At 41.8% G+C, this 19,692-nt stretch carries 12 protein-coding genes; 9 read left to right on the top strand and 3 right to left on the bottom strand.

What is annotated here, in order from left to right:
• Nucleotides 1-208 precede the first annotated feature (208 nt).
• Nucleotides 209-1,387: a methyl-accepting chemotaxis protein gene (locus BCU84_RS02370; RefSeq protein ID WP_102526503.1), complete on the top strand. Its 1,179-nt coding sequence runs from the start codon at nucleotides 209-211 to the stop codon at nucleotides 1,385-1,387.
• A gap of 68 nt (nucleotides 1,388-1,455) precedes the next feature.
• On the opposite strand, the gene purK is transcribed toward BCU84_RS02370, so the two are convergent.
• Together purK and purE are read right to left on the bottom strand one after the other, a co-directional pair.
• The gene (gene purK, locus BCU84_RS02365; protein ID WP_102526502.1) at nucleotides 1,456-2,577 is read right to left on the bottom strand and encodes a 5-(carboxyamino)imidazole ribonucleotide synthase; all 1,122 of its coding nucleotides are present in this window, start codon (nucleotides 2,575-2,577) and stop codon (nucleotides 1,456-1,458) included.
• Complete coding sequence (gene purE, locus BCU84_RS02360) at nucleotides 2,577-3,068, bottom strand: 5-(carboxyamino)imidazole ribonucleotide mutase (RefSeq protein WP_102526501.1); 492 nt, start codon at nucleotides 3,066-3,068, stop codon at nucleotides 2,577-2,579. The genes purK and purE overlap by 1 nt, the downstream gene beginning before the upstream one ends.
• Nucleotides 3,069-3,401: 333 nt before the next feature.
• Between purE and BCU84_RS02355 the strand changes: the two genes are divergently transcribed.
• The 6 genes from BCU84_RS02355 to BCU84_RS02330 all read left to right on the top strand — a co-directional run bounded on the left by BCU84_RS02355 (nucleotide 3,402) and on the right by BCU84_RS02330 (nucleotide 11,156).
• Complete coding sequence (locus BCU84_RS02355) at nucleotides 3,402-4,151, top strand: transporter substrate-binding domain-containing protein (RefSeq protein WP_157936183.1); 750 nt, start codon at nucleotides 3,402-3,404, stop codon at nucleotides 4,149-4,151.
• 96 nt (nucleotides 4,152-4,247) lie between these two features.
• A complete protein-coding gene (locus BCU84_RS02350) occupies nucleotides 4,248-5,531 on the top strand; it encodes a von Willebrand factor type A domain-containing protein (RefSeq protein ID WP_198589514.1) in 1,284 nt (427 codons plus the stop codon).
• 143 nt (nucleotides 5,532-5,674) lie between these two features.
• On the top strand, nucleotides 5,675-6,262 hold the full coding sequence (locus tag BCU84_RS02345; protein WP_102526515.1) for a sigma-70 family RNA polymerase sigma factor: 588 nt from the start codon (nucleotides 5,675-5,677) through the stop codon (nucleotides 6,260-6,262).
• Complete coding sequence (locus tag BCU84_RS02340) at nucleotides 6,255-7,121, top strand: hypothetical protein (RefSeq protein ID WP_102526498.1); 867 nt, start codon at nucleotides 6,255-6,257, stop codon at nucleotides 7,119-7,121. Before BCU84_RS02345 ends, BCU84_RS02340 begins: the two co-directional genes overlap by 8 nt.
• Before the next feature lie 264 nt (nucleotides 7,122-7,385).
• Entirely contained in the window at nucleotides 7,386-10,661 is a 3,276-nt protein-coding gene (locus BCU84_RS02335; RefSeq protein ID WP_102526497.1) for a S41 family peptidase, read from the top strand.
• 183 nt (nucleotides 10,662-10,844) lie between these two features.
• Entirely contained in the window at nucleotides 10,845-11,156 is a 312-nt protein-coding gene (locus tag BCU84_RS02330; protein ID WP_102526496.1) for a hypothetical protein, read from the top strand.
• A gap of 206 nt (nucleotides 11,157-11,362) precedes the next feature.
• On the opposite strand, the gene BCU84_RS02325 is transcribed toward BCU84_RS02330, so the two are convergent.
• Nucleotides 11,363-11,806: an OsmC family protein gene (locus BCU84_RS02325; protein ID WP_102526495.1), complete on the bottom strand. Its 444-nt coding sequence runs from the start codon at nucleotides 11,804-11,806 to the stop codon at nucleotides 11,363-11,365.
• A gap of 401 nt (nucleotides 11,807-12,207) precedes the next feature.
• On the opposite strand from BCU84_RS02325, the gene BCU84_RS02320 reads away from it, so the two are divergent.
• Together BCU84_RS02320 and BCU84_RS02315 are read left to right on the top strand one after the other, a co-directional pair.
• On the top strand, nucleotides 12,208-15,180 hold the full coding sequence (locus BCU84_RS02320; protein WP_102526494.1) for a TonB-dependent receptor: 2,973 nt from the start codon (nucleotides 12,208-12,210) through the stop codon (nucleotides 15,178-15,180).
• A gap of 108 nt (nucleotides 15,181-15,288) precedes the next feature.
• Entirely contained in the window at nucleotides 15,289-19,629 is a 4,341-nt protein-coding gene (locus BCU84_RS02315; RefSeq protein ID WP_102526493.1) for an alpha-1,6-glucosidase domain-containing protein, read from the top strand.
• Nucleotides 19,630-19,692 lie beyond the last annotated feature (63 nt).

Below are 19,692 nucleotides of genomic sequence, written 5' to 3'. Positions count from 1 at the left end.
TGCCCCGTATTGTCGGGGCTTTTTTATGTCATTAATTTATGATTCTATTCAGAATAACACTAAACTTTCCTGACTATCTTCCGATAACAAATGTAGATATTGTGTTAATTTAGTGCTGTTGAACACGCTATTAACTCAAAGATGAACCCTAAAAACCATAATAAGAACTGTTAGATTCGTATCATAAAAATTGTTTTCGGAACTCTATATGCAAAACCATAATGATAATAAATTGCAGACGAAATTACTTTTACCATTAATTTCGTTAGTGCTGCTGGCCATTGTTGTATCTCTGTTTTCACCCGCACAAGTCTCAAAAACTTATCTTGTTTGTCTATTAATCAGTTTAGGGTTAGCGCAATTAATCCTCGGTGTGTATTTGTTTAAACAGCAAATACAAAAACGATTAAATGATTTAAGCCATTATCTTAGTTTGGTTATCAGTACCGAAACGGCGCCCGATAAACCAATTAAAGATCATGGTGATGATCAAATTGCTGATATTACTAATAGTCTCAGTGAGTTCATTGAAGACTTAAAGTCGGTAATTGATAATATTCGCAGTGATGCCAACGACGTAAAAGAAGGCTCTTATGAGCTTGCTTCGCAAATGGGGGCTGCTGAGTCTTCGGTCAACAAAAGCACCGATGAGAACGAGCAAATTACCGCATCGCTCACTGAAATCATGCTCACAGCCGATGAGCTGTCAAATAATGCTGATGAACTTAAGTCCACCTCAGTTCAAGTTACTGAGCTATTAGCGCAAGGTTCAGATGATGCGCAAAATAATCAAAACTCAATGACCACATTTGCTAACGGTATTGAAAGTATGGTCTCTGATTTAGATCTACTGAACAGTGATAGCCAAAAAATCGGTAATGTACTAGAAGTGATTAAAAGCATTGCAGAGCAAACTAATTTGTTAGCGCTTAATGCGGCCATTGAGGCAGCAAGGGCTGGCGAGCAAGGGCGTGGTTTTGCTGTGGTTGCTGACGAGGTTCGAGCATTGGCGCATCGTACTCAAGAGTCGACAGTTGAGATCCAATCCATTGTACTCGAGTTGCAGGCTAAAGCCGGTAATGCTGTAAATGCTATTGGTGAAAGCCAACGGGTTACCCAAGAAAGTTTAATGCAATGTCAGCGTGTTACTCAGGCATTTGCTGATATTGGAAGGGCATTTCAGCAGTTAGATACGGTTGCCGGTAACATGACTTACAGTATTCAAGGCCAGCAAACTTCAACAGGGAGTATTAATACCCGTGCAATTGAAATCTCTCGCTTAAGTCATGAAGTGCAATTAAACCTTGAGGCCATTTCAAATAGAGCGAAGCAGCAAAAAGCCAGCTCAGAAAACTTGGAGCAAGTTCTCACAAGAGTGTGCATCTAGTCGGTTTGACGGATTCATAAAAAAAGGAGCCCTAGGCTCCTTTTTTTGTGCAAAATATTAAGTCAATTCTAGCGACTAAACTCGTCTAAAATCCATGCTAATGGCGCCTGATATTGCTGTGGCATCCATTGCTGCAATTGGCCGATACTGTCATTAACCATATCGTTACTGTGTGCTGAAAGATTAAGATGTCCTACCTTGCGGCCAACTCGCACTTCTTTGTTATACCAAAATAACTCTGCATTAGGCAGGCTTAACCAGCGGTCATCTTTATCGACACCAATTAAGTTAACCATGACACACTGGAAGTTAACTTGTGGCTTATGGATAGGTAATCCACACAGTGCACGAAGGTGTAATTCAAATTGGTTAATGTGGCAACCTGATTGAGTCCAATGCCCAGAATTATGAACGCGAGGAGCAAGTTCGTTAACGAGCAGTTTATCACCGACTCTGAAACACTCCATCGCCATCACACCCACATATTCAAGCTCGTCCATAACACTGGTCAGCATTGCTTCAGCTTGTGGTTGCAGATGGTCGAGACGAGTTAACGGTGCAATAGAGGCCATTAAAATGCCGTCTTGATGCAAGTTAAGTGTGAGTGGGTAAAAAACACATTCGCCAGTTTGGGTTCTCACACCAACAATCGATACTTCTTCATCAAAGTTGATGGCTTGCTCTGCAATGGCTTCGTTACGCCAGTCAGCAGGAATGTCAGTTGCTTCAGCTTGTTTTAGCCAATGTTGACCTTTGCCATCATAACCACCAGTACGGCGCTTTAATAAAACCCGATCACCGTATTGCTGATGTAATGCCTCAGTTTGAGTGTTGTCATCGACCAATTCCCAAGGAGAAGTCGGCACTGATAACTCATCTAATAGGCTTTTTTGAGTAAAGCGATCTGCTAAACGGCCAAATACATGGCCATTAATAAAATGCGGGTGTTCGCTTAACTGTAAACTTAAGCTTGATTCAGGCCATTGTTCACGTTCAGCTGTAATGATATCAGTACCCTGTAGCGGTAAACGCTCATCTGATGGCGTCATGATATCCACTGGGCGAACATTAATCGCTAGTGGCTGGCCTGCATGAGATAACATCGCGCCTAATTGGCCATCGCCTAATACCCAAACATTGTGTTGTTTTGCTGGTGTTTGCGTGTTTGACTGAGAGTCCTGCTTAGACATTAAGCTTCCCTCGGATCTGGATTATCAAGAATAGTATTAGTTTGATCTTCGCGGAATGCATCTAAACGAGCTGCAAGTTCAGCATCGGTAACTGCCAAGATTTGGCTTGCTAATAAACCTGCATTGAACGCACCAGCTGTGCCAATAGCTAACGTACCAACAGCAATACCTTTTGGCATTTGTACTATTGAAAGCAAGCTGTCCATACCTGAAAGCGCTTTACTTTGCACTGGGACACCTAGCACAGGTAAGCGAGTTTTTGACGCTATCATACCTGGTAAATGTGCTGCACCACCGGCACCACCAATAATGACTTTATAGCCTTTATCTGCAGCGGTACTAGCAAAATCCATTAGTTTGTCAGGAGTGCGATGCGCTGAGACAACTTCAACATGATATGGCACCTGAAGCTTATCCATAATTTCTGCGGCGGCTTCCATGGTCGGCCAATCACTCTTAGATCCCATTACTACGGCAACAAGGGCTTGCATGATAACTCCTTAACACACTTATATTATTAGGTTATTTTTACTTTTATCCTGTGTAGGGCACAGGGTTTATAACTTGCTGAAAGCTCGCTATAAAAAAGGGGCTAGATAATATCATGTTGGCTTTATTTTGGCTGCTTTTCAGTGTTTTCTGCGGCTGAAACTCAGTTTCTGATTGCGAATGCTAAAACTCTCCTCTAATGTTAACCACATAGGCTTTAAACTCGGAGGCAATCTATGGCATTCCAAAGGTTAAAGACTAAGGGACTAGTTTTTTACATTACATTGTTTTTTATTATTATAAATCAACCTTCTTACGCAACTGTACAGGCTGTTATGTTGACGGAAGTAGATGAGACGATTGTGTCTATTGCTGGTAATGAAGAAATGGAAGTGCTTTCTTTACTCACTGAGTTTAGTGATAACCAGCTGTCGTTTGAACAGCAGCAAGTCAGTATGACTCGTGGTTGGTTAGAGCTGTCTAAACAGCAAAATAGTTGCATGTTTAATAAGATTAAAACCCCCGAACGACTTGAAGTTGCAAGCTTTTCACATTACCCCATCACTATTTACCCACCATTGAGATTAATCGTGCTCGCTAAAAATCAGCAGATTTTTGCACAGCAATTAGATTTAGCCAATATGCCCGCAAACACACAGGCGCAGATAGGTGTAGTTAAAGACAGAGCCTATGGCGAGTACATTGATCAACAAATAACTAAAAGACCTCATGAATTTTATGTTCGTGGTGGTGTTAGCTCCTCTAATAAGTTAATTGAGATGCTCAAGGCTGAAAGGGTACTTGGGGTGATTGAATATAGTGAAGTGGTGGATGCTTATTTACGTGATAACAACAAATCTCTTGATTATATTTCGATACCTATTCGCCACGTTGAACAGCCTATTTACGGCTATATTGCCTGCTCTAAAGGTGATAAAGGCGATAAGATAACCGCTGAAATTGATCGCGTTATGGCGCAGCAAAGCTTTCAAGAAGCGTTTATTAGAATGCATGATGATTTTTTTGGTGATGCCGAGAAAGCCATTTTAATCCCAGAGCTGGAATTACTCTTTAATCTCAGGTGAACTGAAAAAGATTAAAATAAATAACCCTTTTTGATTTTTGTTACGTTATTACTAATAAGGTTGGTATCAATCAACGTTTTGGTAATGAGGCTTAATATGACAAAGCAAAATCGAAATGGGTTCAAACATCAATGTTACCTCGCGACTTTAACCGCGATGTTAGCGACTTCAATGTGCATCAACGCTGAAGAAATTCAGCAAATCGCTAAAAGTGAAAAAGTACAAGCCGTTAGTACTGATCCTATTTCATTACCTAAGAAGCCTTCTTACCCACCGGTTAAACCAGGCTATTACCAAGGTAACTTAACCCTCAGCGGTCATGGCGGAAATATGGTGACAGGCGAAACCCCTGTGTCACGATTTAGTTTTATGTCAAACCGTGATGACTATGAATTATTAACCCAAGCGGTGAATAAAAATACCTTACCAGAACGCAATCAAGTGGCGAGTCATCAGTTGATTAATCGCTTTGATTATCAATTTCCCCACAATGTTAATGATGTCGCGCTCTTATCCAATAACTATGTGTTGGCAACAGAACTTGCACCATCCCCTTATAACCGTGATACAGAATTATTGTTAATCAGTATTGAGTTAACTAAAGAGGCCAGTGATAAAGCGGCACTTGGCTTTAATTGGTTACTAGCGACGGTTAACTTTAACCCAAGACTCGTGTCAGAATATCGTTTGGTAGGCTTTGAAAATGCGCATCAAACCTCATCGCACCCAAGAACAATGAAGCTCAGTTATCGTCGCCAGTATGTGGCGCTTTATGAGCTTAGATTTAATGAATCTATTGAAAATCAGCCCAATAACTCTATTAATGATTCTATCAATAACTCTATCAACCACTTGAACAATGATTCAATCATTAACAAATACAGTGCCAATGAGTTAGCCACGTTATCCTTGTCCGATGCACGCTCGACATCAGGGCAACAATTAATCAAGCCGCAGCCTATTGATATTCATCAGCAGCAGAAGTTTTTTGAACACACGAGTAACGAATTTAGATTCGCAGCAGCAGTCGCAGGCTTAGGGCAGTTAATGAACATGAATAATTATGTGCATGACTTCGATTACCAACAACTGATTGAAATTGCTGAAGGTTCAAAAGGTGAAGATTTCGATGGTGAACGCACAGAGTTCATTGCGCTAGCCAAGTCTGTAGCCGTTATTGCCTCAGACAGTAAATTGAGGGATGCGCGCAGTAAAAAACAGGTGGTACCACCACATGAGCGGGAGCCTTATCCAATGCCGTATCCAATAAAATCTAAACATGCCGGTGAGCTACCTGAGGGAAAACAAAAATTGATATTGCCTGTAAAGCCAGTGCTTGAACCTGTTCCTAAGCCTTTACCGGTAAATAATCATATTTAGTAGACAATAACTGCTGGGCTGGGCAAACTGGTTTAATGCAATTAAAACAGCAAATAAGCCAGGTAGCCTGAGTGAAAGACTTAGATTCAAATAACAGCGATTCGAATAAGCCAGACTCGAATAAGCAAAGCTCTGATAGTGCAATGGGAATATCAGATGAACAACTCATGTTGAATTATCAGCAAGGTGATACTGCGGCATTTGAGCAGTTATATTCTAAGCATAAAGGCCCGTTATATCGCTATTTTGTTCGCCAGTTGAGCCAGAAATCATTGGCTGAAGACTTGTATCAAGATACCTGGGGCAAAGTGATAAAAGCAGCGGGTAATTATCAAGTTACAGCAAAGTTCACTACTTGGTTATATCGCATCGCCCATAATTTATTAATCGATCATGTTAGAGCGGTTAAACCGCTTGATGAAGCTGCAGATATGGGAGACGAGACTATGGATAACTTTGATGCCAATATTAATAATGAACATGCTCATGGCCGTCCTGATGAGCAGCTTGAAGATGAACAAAAAGCCAAATTACTTAAGTCCTGTGTAGCCAGTTTACCTGCAGTTCAAAAAGAGGCTTTTTTACTTAATATCGAATTAGGGTTAACCGCTGCCGCAATTAGTGATATTGCTGATGTCACTTTAGAAGCCACTAAAAGCCGTATTCGTTATGCCTATCAAAGCATTAAGCAATGCGTTGCCGCTAAATGGCAAGGGGTAACATATGACTGATCGTCATCAGACAGATAAAGATGCAATGAGTGATGAAGAGTTTATTGCCTTACAGCAAGAAATCTCAGCACTCTATAAGCAGCAAGCCCTTGAACGGCCTTCAGCCGCAATTGATGCCGCTATTTTATTGCAAGCGAAAGCGACTCAGGCATCTTCATTAAAAAATAATGTGAAAACTGCCGAGAAAAGTAATCTTGTCCAATTAAGTTTTTGGAAAAAGCATCGCTTGCCCATATCAAGTGCAGCTTCTGTGATGCTTATTGCTTCAGTGATGTTACTTAACCCAGAATTCAAACAACATGCAGTGTCGGAACTTGATGGCAGTGTTCCTGTTATGTCTGATGTAGCAGCTCCTGTTCAAATGGCTGCACCTGTTCAAACAGCAGAACCGGCAACTGTAAAAGCGCCAGTTATGGACGCCACCGGAGTAACATCGTCAGAAGCAGCTTATATGAGTGAGAGCAAAAATACCCCTATGCCACAGGCTCGTGTACAAGGGTTTGATGCACAAATTCCGCAAACCAATAAGGCTGGCGTTCGTGGCCAAATGAAAATGGAGTCTGCAGAAGGGGTTAGTGTAGGCGAAGCACTTACATCTTCATCGTCTACCGAACCTAGACTTGAGCGTACTGACATTGAGCGAAATCGCACTGAACTTGATCGAACAGCCCCTAGAATGCATGTTGATTCTGCAGAAAAGGCCGTTATGCAGCTCAGTGAATTGGTCGAATCTGAAGATTATGTTCAAGCGGAACGTTATATGCTTACTATCGAACAACGATTCCCGAATATTGTTAATCCACAGCACCCGCAATATGATGCTTTCAAAAAACTAAAGCAGCAATTAACATCCCAGTAAAACAGTGATGCATTCCATAGCTCAGTGTTATCAAGATTGATAACGCTGGGCTGCTTATGAACCATTAGTCGTGAATATTGCTTTAGATATTGATATATATGAATTTTATTCGACAGAACATCTTTTGTCGCATTAAACATTAATTTGGTTACAATTTCCTATCATTTAAATGATGTTTTCCTCCACTTTACTGCTGCTTATTAACCATTTATTTGCTAATTTGAGTCCTTGAAAATAATAATATTTACAAGGATTTTTCTGACTATGAAACTTCGCCACTCAGTTACTGCATGTTTACTGGCATTAGGTTTATGCAGTACTTCAACTTTTGCGCTCGATACAAACAATCAAGGTTATTACCGAGCCCCTGCCTTGCATGACCAAACCGTGGTCTTTACCGCAGAAGGCGACTTGTGGACCAGTCAGTTAAATCAAACAAACGCTAAACGCATCACCACTCAAGCGGCTGAAGAGTTAGACGCGACAATATCTAAAGATGGACAATGGCTAGCCTATACCGCGAATTATGACGGGGCGACAGAAGTCTATGTTATGCCAATTGGCGGAGGAGTAGCCAAACGGGTAAGTTTTGAAAACAGCCGTGTCAGATTACAAGGCTGGACAGCTTCAGGAGAAGTGCTTTACTCAACAGACAATGCCCATGGCCCAGCGAATTATTGGGTACTGAAAACCGTTAACCCTAACTCATTGGCTGTAACGGATTTACCGCTTGCGGATGCGATTGAAGGTACGATAGATGAACAGGGTAAGTACGTATACTTCACCCAGTTTGGCTTACAGGCCAGCGGCGACAATGCCAAAGTTTACCGTGGTGGAGCACTGGGCGAGATTTGGCGCTTCGAACTTGGCAGCAAAAATGAAGCGCAAAAACTTACAACGGCGCATCAAGGCTCAGTAAGACAACCTATGCTGTGGCAACAAAGATTGTATTTTGTCAGTGACCAATCAGGCAATGACAACATCTGGTCAATGCAGCTTAATGGAAGTGATATTAAGCAGCACACCAAGTTCAATGAATGGCAAGTACGTGATGCGACCCTAAACCAAGGCAGAGTTATTTTCCAACACGGTGCAGATTTAAAAGTGTTTGATATTGCTAATCAAAACTCATCAATCATTAATGTCAGTTTGACTTCTGATTTCCCTCATCGCCGTGAACATTGGATAAACGATCCAATGGAATTCGCGACCTCTGTCGAATTTGCCGCGAAAGGTGACAAAGCGGTTATAACAGCAAGAAGCCATGTTGCAGTTGCCAGCCATGATGGCAGCCGATTAGTGCAGATTCAAAGTCCTGCTGAATCTCGTATTCGAGACGGCGTATTAAGCGTTGATGGCAAGTGGGTATACGGCATCAGTGATGCATCTGGTCAGCAAGAAATATGGCAATTCCCAGCTGATGGCACCAAAGGGGCTAAGCAGTTAACCAAAGATGGCAGTAGCCTTCGCACTAGCTTACATTTATCACCTGATGGCCGCTATATTGCTCACGATGATTATGATGGCAATGTTTGGTTGCTAGATTTGAAAAAAGGTAACAATCAAAAAATCATTACTAACGGCGAAGGATTAGGTGAATACCCTAATATCGTTTGGTCTGCTAACAGCCAACTTATTGCGGTAACGAAAGCTGAAATCGGTAAGCAGCGACCGCAAATCGTGCTTTATTCTTTATCTGAAGAAAAGTCTACATCACTAACCAGTGATAAATATGAGTCGTACTCGCCAAGTTTCAGTCCTGATGGGCAGTGGTTATATTTCTTATCAAATCGTCACTTTGATGCCACACCGGGTTCGCCTTGGGGTGATAGAAATATGGGGCCTATTTTTGATAAACGGACACAAGTTTTTGCTATCGCATTAAATGAAAAAGCCCTGTTTCCATTTGTTAAACCAACCGAGCTTAATGCAGCGCAATTAGCTGCTACTTCTGATGATGAAGAGAACACCACTAAAAAGGCTAAAGTGGATTGGAAAGGGATTAAACAGCGACTATGGCAAGTGCCTATTGCTGCGGGTAATTATGACAAATTGACTGTGTTAAAAGATAAGTTCTACTTGCTAGACACTCATGCAAACAAAACCAGTTTGAAATTAGTTAAGTTTGATCACTTATCTGCAGACGTTAGCGAGTTTGCTGCTGATATCGCTGATTACCAGGTGTCTGCTAATGGTGAAAAACTGCTGATTACTAAGCTGTCTAATCCGAGTGAATTACACATAGTTTCAGCGGGCGATAAACTACCTGCTGAGCTTAAAAACACCAAAGTAGATACGGCTCAGTGGCAATTAGCCATATCGCCAATGCAAGAGTGGCAACAAATCTTTGAAGATGCCTGGTTAATGCACCGAGATTCATTTTATGACAAAAACATGCGTGGTAAAGATTGGGCTGAAATAAAGAAAAAGTACCAACCTTTGCTAGCAAGGCTGACCGACAGAAATGAACTAAATGACATTTTCAAACAAATGATGGGTGAACTGGACGCTTTGCACTCACAAGTCAGGGGTGGCGACATTGCTAAAAATGACACCGCAACAGGAGCAAGTTTAGGCGCGCGATTAACGCAAACTTCAAAAGGCATAGTGATAAGTCATATTTATCAAAATGATCCTGAGTTACCAAGCCAAGCATCACCATTAGCACGTATCGAAGTTGATGCTAAAGAAGGTGATATTATTTTGGCGATTAACGGCAAACCAGTCACTAATATTGCAGAAGTGACCCAAGGGCTTAGAAACCAAGCCAAAAAACAAGTATTACTAGAGTTAAAGCGCGGTAAATACAGCCATAGCACGATTGTGGTTCCTCATGAAAATAACACCGACGCAAAATTACGTTATTTAGATTGGGTCAATAACAATGCCACTAAAGTGACCGAAGCCAGCGATGGCAAAATGGGCTACTTACACTTATATGCTATGGGATCGGGTGACATTGAAAGTTTCGCCCGTGAATTTTATACCAACTATGATAAAGAAGGCTTAATCATCGATGTTCGTCGTAACCGAGGCGGCAATATTGATAGTTGGATTATTGAGAAACTACTGCGCCGTGCGTGGGCATTTTGGCAGCCAACACATGGGTCTGCTAGTACCAATATGCAGCAGACCTTCAGAGGGCATTTAGTCGTGTTAGCTGATCAAATGACGTATTCCGATGGAGAAACCTTTTCTGCAGGGATTAAAGCCTTAGGTATTGCCCCTGTGATTGGTAAGCAAACAGCGGGAGCAGGTGTGTGGCTTTCAGGTCGAAACCGTCTTACAGATAAAGGCATGGCACGTGTGGCTGAATACCCACAATATGCAATGGATGGACGTTGGATTGTTGAAGGTTTTGGGGTGACACCAGATATTGAAGTCGATAACTTACCTTATGCCACCTTCAGTGGTGTTGATGCTCAGCTCAATAAAGCTATTAGTTACCTAAAAGATGAAATGGTGCAGACGCCTATTTTACCGTTAAAAGCACTACCAATCCCTGAGACTGGCGCTGCGAAAGATATCTTGCCGCAATAAATATTTTGCAGCATTTCTAATGAAAAGCCGCTGTCGAAAAAGTAGTCGACAGCGGCTTTTATTTTATGTAGTTTAAGCGTTAAAGTTTGGCCTGTAAGCCAAAAGGTTGATTCATTATTGTCGTCAGAGCAAGATGAATATAACCCTAAAATATGGAAATCGAATTCAAATCTAAGGATGGATATGAGTGACTTTAGTTATTCAAAACAAGTAAAACTCGAGTCGTTGATTGCGGGCGGAAAGTGGCGATTTGTTTTTCTACACGGCGTATTGGGCTGGGGAATTTCAACGGCTTTTATTATTTTTGTTATCGACCATTTCGTCATGAACACCCAATTAGTCAACTCATTTACTCAAGCGCTAATGATCTATCCCGCGGCAGGTTTTTTGTTTGGTCTTGTTATGTGGACAATGGTCAATAATGAATATCGTAAGATGTTTATGGGCTATAGTGAACAGCAAAAAATGAGCCCTAAGGTTCAGTCAAAACACTGAGTTAAAACACTGAGTTAAACTTTGAGTCAGACACTTACTCAAAACACTTTCTCAAAACACAGGCTCACTTCCTGGTTTCCTAAATAAGTTTACGAATTAAGCTTATGATATGGGTTAATGACTACACTTACACTTACACTTACACTTACATATTGAAAAGCCACTCAATTGAGTGGCTTTTCAAGTGTTTATCGCAGCTAAACTAGTTACAGATTAATCTCTACTTCAGAGTTAATACTATTGGCAATAAAGCAATTGGCATGCGCTTTATCGTGAATCTTTTGCAGGACTTCTTGGCTCACTTCTACACCATCAGCAAATATCACTTGTGGATTAAGACACATCTTAGTCACAGATAATTTTCCCGATTCATTTTTACCTAACTCGGCCTTGGCGTTGTCAGTGTAAGTTTCAACGGTGAGCCGTTTTAAATGAGCTATGGCTAAAAAAGTTAACATATGGCATGAGGATAATGCTGCCAACAAACTCTCTTCAGGGTTTACCTTAGCTTCATTACCCTTGTATTCTGGCGCTGAAGAAGCATTAACCACTTGGCCTGAACCGAACTCAATTTGGTGGTCTCGGTTAAATTCTGGTGTAGTATGCTCAAAGTGATCCGCTTGCCACTTTACCGTTAACTTAAAACCCATCTAAAAATCCTTTATTAACAATTTCAAATATTTAGATAAGCTTTTTTGAGTAAAACATCAAATGATGTAAAAGCATTTACCTAGATATTTTTCGCTGAACAAGCATTTTACCTAAGTGACTGATGAAATCTACTAAAGCTTAGATATTTAAAGACTAGCCTAGAGTAAAAATTCCTTTGCAATATTTATTTGGATAGTTTTTATCCGATTTTTCATCCTCTTAGCCTTTATTTAACAGTCTTAATTGTTAATCAAATGTTATGAATACGTATGCAATAAATTGAGGCGAATACTTATCCATGACTACTATAACCAAATAATAATGCCTGATATTCCATTAGTCTGAGTCGTATAACTGAATGTTGGGTGACTATAAAGTCAGTAAGGTGAGGGGAAACTCAATGTTCAATTGTAAACCTAGTGTTTTATCGCTAGCGCTAGCGGCGGCAGGAGTCAGTTTTATATTAACTCCTAGTCAGGCTTTGGCAGCCGATGAGGTAAAAACACAATCAGTCCAGTCATCAACAGCTGATGTTGAAGTCCAAGCGACTGAAAGCACGGCACCTACCAATGTGTTAGCAGAATCTAACCCTGAGGCTGTGGAAGAAGACACAGATATCGAACGGATTAATGTGACTGGATATAGTCGCAGCTTAATTGATTCTCTCAACTCAAAACGCTATGGGGATACCGTTTCTGAGCAACTATCAGCAGATGACTTAGGTGCACTGCCTGATGTATCAATGGCTGATGCATTAACGCGACTACCGGGTATTTCAGCGGTACGTACAGGTGGTCAAGCGGCAGAAATCAATATTCGTGGTATGTCTGGAGGCTTTGTCTTTTCAACTTTAAATGGGCGTGAGCAGGTATCGACAAGTGGCTCACGTAGTATTGAGTTTGACCAATATCCTTCAGAGTTAATCAGTTCAGCTGCAGTTTATAAATCGCCAAAAGCATCACTCATCGAAGGTGGTGTAGCGGGTACGGTTGAACTTACTACCGTCAGCCCATTAAGCAAAGAAAAACAACACAACTTTACAGCTAATGTTCGTGGCATGTATAACGACCGCGCTGACGAAGTGTTTGGCGCAGAAGAGTTTGGTCATCGCTTAAGCTTCTCGTATCAAGGTAAGTTCTTAGAAGATACCTTAGGGGTGGCTGTTGGATATGCAAGGCTTGAGCAACCCAGCGTCGCGACGCAATTTATTGGCCTTGCATACAATGATTCTAAAGATGTTGATGGCATTGATGGTGACATCAATGGCCCAGAAGATAATCCAGCGAATGAATATATCAGCGAAGGTTTTGAAGTTCAGCATTTAGGTGGTGTTGAGACCCGAAATGGTTATATGGCAGCCATTGAATGGGCGCCAGTTGATAATTTCGTTTTAAAAGCTGATGCCTTTATGTCGCGCTTTGATAGTGAATCTTTTGCTCGCGGCTTTCGTACTAAATTTGGTGGTTCAAGTGCTAGCGTGTCAAACCCAACTTATGATGGCAACTCAGTTGTTGGTGGCACATTTAATCGTACTTCAAAAAGTTATACCCGAGTCGAAATTGTCAACGATGATAACCAAGACTTTGATGAAGTAGATAGCTTTGGTATCAATGCTGACTGGCAAGTGACAGAACGTTTGAACGTGAATGTTGATGTGTCCTTATCCGCAGCTAAGAGTGATTTCCGTAACGGTCTACTTTGGTCAAACGTGGCTGTTGATGCCAATGCTGATGCGCCAATATTTGATGAAAATGTGTCAATTAGTTATTTGTTAAATGGCCTAGACCTGCCAGATGTAGGTTTTAATCAAGCGGATGCGTTTTCAGATATTGACCGAGTAATGGTCAGTAAGTACGGTATCTACCCATTTGAGAATGAAGATGAAGTTAAAGCATATCGCGTTGATTTTACTTACGAGCTAGATAATGACGTTATCGCTAGCGTTGAGTTTGGTGCTCGATATTCTGACCGTACATACTCAAATGACCGCTCGGTATTTGAATACGGAAATGACGGCGCGTTTTCTAAGTCAGAGCCGCCACTACAATTAACCGATGACATGACAACAGTAGTTGATTGGGAAGGGGACTTCTCTTACTTCCCGTCGTATTTAGCGATTGATTTAGATAAAGCCCTCAATGCCTGGTTCCCTGATGGCACACCGCAACCCGTACAAACATGGGGTAATGCTGGTGGCGTGATCGACGCACAGGGCTACACCACTAACTACTCTTGGTCCGTGCTACAAAGTGGCGATGTTTACGAAGAAGTGATGTCGGGTTACGTGATGGCCAATATTGATACTGAAATTGGTGGCTTACCGATTACAGGTAACTTTGGTGTTCGAGTGGTGAATACCGACCAATCTGCCACTATGCTTCAAAACGTTGAAGGTGACCCAAGCTTAGGGGCGCAGAATATCACCGATGAAATCGGCATTATTAACCAAAACTATGCACCTACGGTACAAGGTGTGGATTACACCGATTACCTACCATCAATTAACTTAAACTTCAAAGTTACTGACGACTCACAAGTGCGTTTTGCTGCGGCAAAAGTGATGTCGCGCCCGCCAATTAACCGTCTTGCTGGTGACATCAGTGCATCAGTTTCTGATGATGGTGAAATCAATGGCTCGAGTACTAACAACCCATTCTTGATGCCGTTTTATGCTAATCAATACGATTTATCTTATGAGTACTACTTTGATGAAGGCGCCATAGTTGCTGCCGTTTTCTATAAAGATATTGACTCGTTCATCGACACTATCGCCATTGAAAATTTTGACTTTAAAGGCAATGGCTTCAACGTCCCTGATTACATTGTTGACGAAGATAGTGGTGAGCAAATTGAAACCACAAATGGCACATATACCACCGCAGTGAATAACGCTGAAGGCGGTTATATCAGAGGGCTTGAATTAGCCTATACCCAAGTGTTTGCCTCATTGCCTGCTGGTTGGTCTGGGCTTGGCTTTAATGCTAGTTACTCCTACACAGAATCAGAAGTGCAATCAATTACCAACTTAGGTGGCGATACAGCCACTCAAGATTTACCAGGCCTTTCAAACAATGTTGTCAGTGCGACGTTATTTTATTCCTATGAAGGTTTTGAAACACGCATAAGTGGTCGCTACCGAGATGAGTTTGTGTCAGAGCAAGTCGCGATAAACGAGCAAGTGGTGAATTTTGATGGTGAGACGGTTATCGATTACCAAGCGTCATACCAAGTCGCAGATGGTCTTGGTGTGTTGTTCCAAGTAAACAACTTAACTGACGAACCCACTAAAAGTTATTTCGGCACCGAAAACAAAACCGGCACTATTCAATATTTTGGCCGTGAATACTACTTGGGGTTCACTTATGCCATGTAATCAAAACAATAAAAACAACCTAACGTTAATTCGAGTGATGGGTCATCAAATTAAAAATAACAAACTGATGGCGCAAATTAATCAAAATTCTATGGGGAGAAGTCACTCATGAAGAGTATTTCTAAAGTCATAAAGTTATCAGCAGCGGCAGCCAGTTTAGCTGCGCTTGCTGGTTGTGGTGGTGGAGATTCATCTGAGCCAGGTGAAGTACTGCTAACGTGTAATGTGCCAAATATACCTAATGCTGCAGGCACTGAATGTGTTCCACCGCCGCCATTAAGTTGCCCAGCACCTAAGTTTCCAGACGCTAAAAATGAAAGCTGTATTGTCGGTTATAACCCTGAGCTTCCTGAGCCAGTAGCTTATGCGGGTGACAACCAAGCAGTGCTGTATTACAACCGGATTAAAGATAACAATAATAGCGAATCAAACCCTAACTACCCAGGTTATAAGCTGCATACGTGGAATAACGATACCTGTGATAGCTATGCAGCGCCATTTGATTCAACCGATTGGGCCAATGGTCACTCTTTTGATGGTATTGACCCTAATTATGGTGCCTATTGGATTATTAACCTTAAGGAAGGCTACAGCGAATGTGCTAACTTTATTGTTCATATCGGTACTGAAGGTTCAGGTAAAGCTTTAGGTGATGGTGACTTAGTCATGAACCTTAAAGCGTTTGAAGATGACTCAGCAGCAGAAGCTAACTTTAATAGAGCAAACTTTACCATTCATGGTGAAAGTGATGTTTATGACTATCCTATTCTAGATGTTGGCTTTTCGATTGCAGGAGCAAGTGCACACTGGTTAGATCAAAACACCTTTGTGTGGAATGAAGATCCTGACGGCATTGCAAAGTTTGTTATTCATCATTCTGATAGTGCAGGAATCGCAGCTGACAATGATGGCAATATCAGTGGCACACAAGTTGAAGTGGTCACTAGTGAACTCACTGATGCGCAAAAAGCCCTAGTGCCGCATTTAGCGGATTGGCCTGCTTATGAAGCAAACTTTAGTGCTGATGAAGCTAAAATGGTCGCTAAAAACCAGTTAGTCATGGTGGCTTATGATGGCGATAACAAACCTGTCGCAGCAACCCATGTTCAAGCAGCTAAAGTACTTGATGCGCTTTACACCGCTGGTGAGAATGATGCTGATGAAGCTGCTTTAGGCATAATCTATGATGGCAGTAACATCATGGCGAAAGTCTGGGCACCAACAGCTCAGACGGTGAATTTGAACGTTTATGATGCAGCTAAAAACTTAACCAGCACTGAGTCGATGACCTTAGATGCTGAAACAGGTATTTGGACATTTAGCGGTGATATGAGCTTAGACAGAATGTATTACCGTTACGAACTCACCGTTTTCCATCCTGTAACTAAAGTCATTGAAACACTTGAATCAACGGACCCTTATTCTCTGAATGTGTCAACCAATGGCCGCTATAGTCAATTTGTTAACTTAAGTGATGATGACTTAAAACCAGAAGGTTGGGATGACCACGAAGTCATGACGGTAGCAAACCCTGAAGATATCGTGATTTACGAAGGGCATGTACGTGACTTTAGTGCGCGTGATGAAAGCACTTCAGAAGCGAATCGTGGCAAATATTTAGCCTTTACTGAAGAGGGTAGTGCACCTGTTGAGCATCTACGTAAATTAGCTGAAAGCGGCGTTACTCATTTCCATTTATTACCTGTTAATGATATCGCTACTGTTAATGAAGATCCGGCAGAGCGAGTTGATATAACAGACACTTTAGGCACCTTGTGTGACAAGATTGAAGATAATGCAGATGCCTGTGTTACCCAAGATAAATCAGCCACAATTCAATCAATCCTAGAAGGAGCATTACCAGGCTCAAAAGATGCCCAAGCATTAGTCGAAGCTATGCGCGGTTATGACAGCTTTAACTGGGGTTATGACCCTCAGCACTTTATTGCACCTGAAGGCAGTTATGCCAGTGATGCTGATGGCATTGCCCGTGTAAAAGAGCTGCGTGAAATGAACTTAGCTTTACATGAGTTAGGGCTAAGAGTCGTGTTAGATGTGGTGTATAACCATACCAGTTCATCTGGGCTTTGGGATAACTCGGTGCTCGATAAAGTCGTGCCAGGTTATTACCACCGTTATAACGAAATTAGCGGTAATATTGAATCATCAACCTGTTGCGATAATACCGCCACTGAACATCGAATGATGGATAAGTTTGTCTCAGATTCGATGGTGATTTTAGCTGAACAATATGGCTTTGATGGTTTCCGTTTTGATGTTATGGGACATATGCCTAAAAGCAGTATTTTAGCCGCCCGTGATGCCGTTCAAGCGGTGGATGCTGATAACTACTTCTATGGTGAAGGTTGGAACTTTGGTGAAGTCGCCGATAATCGATTGTTCGAACAGGCCACTCAAGCCAATATGGCAGGCAGTGAAGTCGGTACCTACAATGACCGCATTCGTGAGGCCGTTCGAGGGGGGGCTTTATTTGCACTAGAGCAAAAAGACGATTACCTGCGAGACCAAGACACTCTTCGCTTATCAATGGCAGGTAACTTACAAAACTACGTACTAAAAGACTTTAACGGCAATACTGCCACCGGGAGTAGCTTTAGCTGGAACTCACAGCCAACAGGTTACACCTTAGATCCTGCAGACAGTATTAACTATGTATCAAAGCATGATAACGAAACTCTATGGGATATTTTACAGTATTCAAATGATATTGGTTTATCGTTAGATAGCCGCGTACGAGTGCAAAATATTGCCGCTACGATTCCATTAATGAGCCAAGGTATTCCATTTTTACAAATGGGTGGTGACATGTTGCGCTCAAAATCATTAGACCGAAATACTTATGATTCCGGCGATTGGTTTAACTGGGTCGACTTTACTAAAGGCAGCAATAACTGGAATGTAGGCTTACCGTTAGAGCAAGATAATGCTGAGAAAATGGAGCAAATTATTGCGCTTGCGGGTAATCCTAATTCAGCCCCTTCTATGTCTGAAATTGAGTTTGCTTCTAACGTCTTTAATGAGTTTTTATCTATACGTAAAACGAGCCCATTACTGCGTTTAACGACTGAGCAAGACATTATTGACCGTGTTGGTTTCCATAATATTGGCAAAAATCAGACTCAGGGCGTGATTGTGATGAGTATTGATGATGGTGCTGATTTAACTGATATAGATCCTTCAGTTGATGCCATGGTCGTGATGATCAACGGCAGTGAAAATGAGCAGTCTCATACAGTGCCGACAGCATCTGGGTTTAGTTTGCATCCTAGTTTATCTATGTCGATTGACACCACAGTGCAAAGTGCCAACTTTAGCGAGGGTGCTGAAGAAGGTACGTTTACTGTCCCTGCTTATACCACCGCTGTATTTGTTAAAAATCAGGGTGATACACAAGGTACAGGTTTAAGTGCTAATGCTACAGCGGGTGCGCCAGATGTTGTGCCATATGGCAGCACAGAAGTGTTTGTTCGTGGTGGCATGAACGGCTGGGGTGAAGTGGATAGCTTTACTTATATTGGTAGTGGTGAATATCGCGTTGCCATTACTTTAGCCGCTGGTGGCTATGACTTTAAAATTGCCTCAGCAGATTGGAGCACCGTTGATTTTGGCGGCGTATCTGATGCTGAAGCTGGCGTTGAAGAAGATGTTGCAGAGCAACTTGCCCCAAGCGGAGCTAACTTAAGCTTTACAGCAGCAACAGATGCCACTTATGTGTTCTCACTTAATGCAGCAGATAAAGATAACCCAGTACTCACCGTATACAACGAAGAGCCTTTCGTCGGCACGAGTGTTTATGTTCGTGGCGGCATGAATGGTTGGGGCGAAACCAATGAATTGGTTTACATGGGCGGCAGTATTTACCAAGCAGAAATATTGGTATCAGCTGCAAACCATGAATTTAAAGTTGCCTCAAGTGATTGGTCTACAGTTGATTACGGCAGTTTAGATGATAATGGTGCAGTGACCTTAGATGCTGCCAAAGCGTTAGCGGTTGCTGGGACGAATATGAGTCTCAACTTTGAAACTGAAGAAATGTACACTTTTACTTTTGATATGAGTAATCGTTTAGAGCCAATGTTAACTGTCAATAAAACAGAAATGTTTGGCACTAATACTGTGTATATTCGTGGCGGAATGAATGGTTGGGGCGAAGTTGATGCCCTGAGCTATCAAGGTTCATCTGTTTACACTGTTGATATCGCTTTAGAAGCGGGTAATGCAGAGTTTAAGATTGCTACCGGAGATTGGTCAACTGTTGATTTGGGCGCGATAGCAGGTGAAGAAGCTGTTGTTGAAGGCGATATGAAAACGTTGGCTTCAAAAGGCGCAAACATGCTGTTTGATGTGGCAACAGCGGGGACTTATCGCTTTACGGTTACTGGGCCAAGTTCAAGCTCGCCAGTGTTGAGCGTTACTTCGGTGAATTAAACCAGTAATGAAGAGTATATATTAGCCTAGTTATTATAGGCTTCACTTTTATTGCCCAGCTTT

Origin of the sequence: Shewanella sp. 10N.286.51.B7, from assembly GCF_002873615.1 — a bacterium.
GTDB lineage: Bacteria > Pseudomonadota > Gammaproteobacteria > Enterobacterales > Shewanellaceae > Shewanella > Shewanella electrodiphila.
This window is presented reverse-complemented; position numbering and strand designations above follow the sequence as displayed.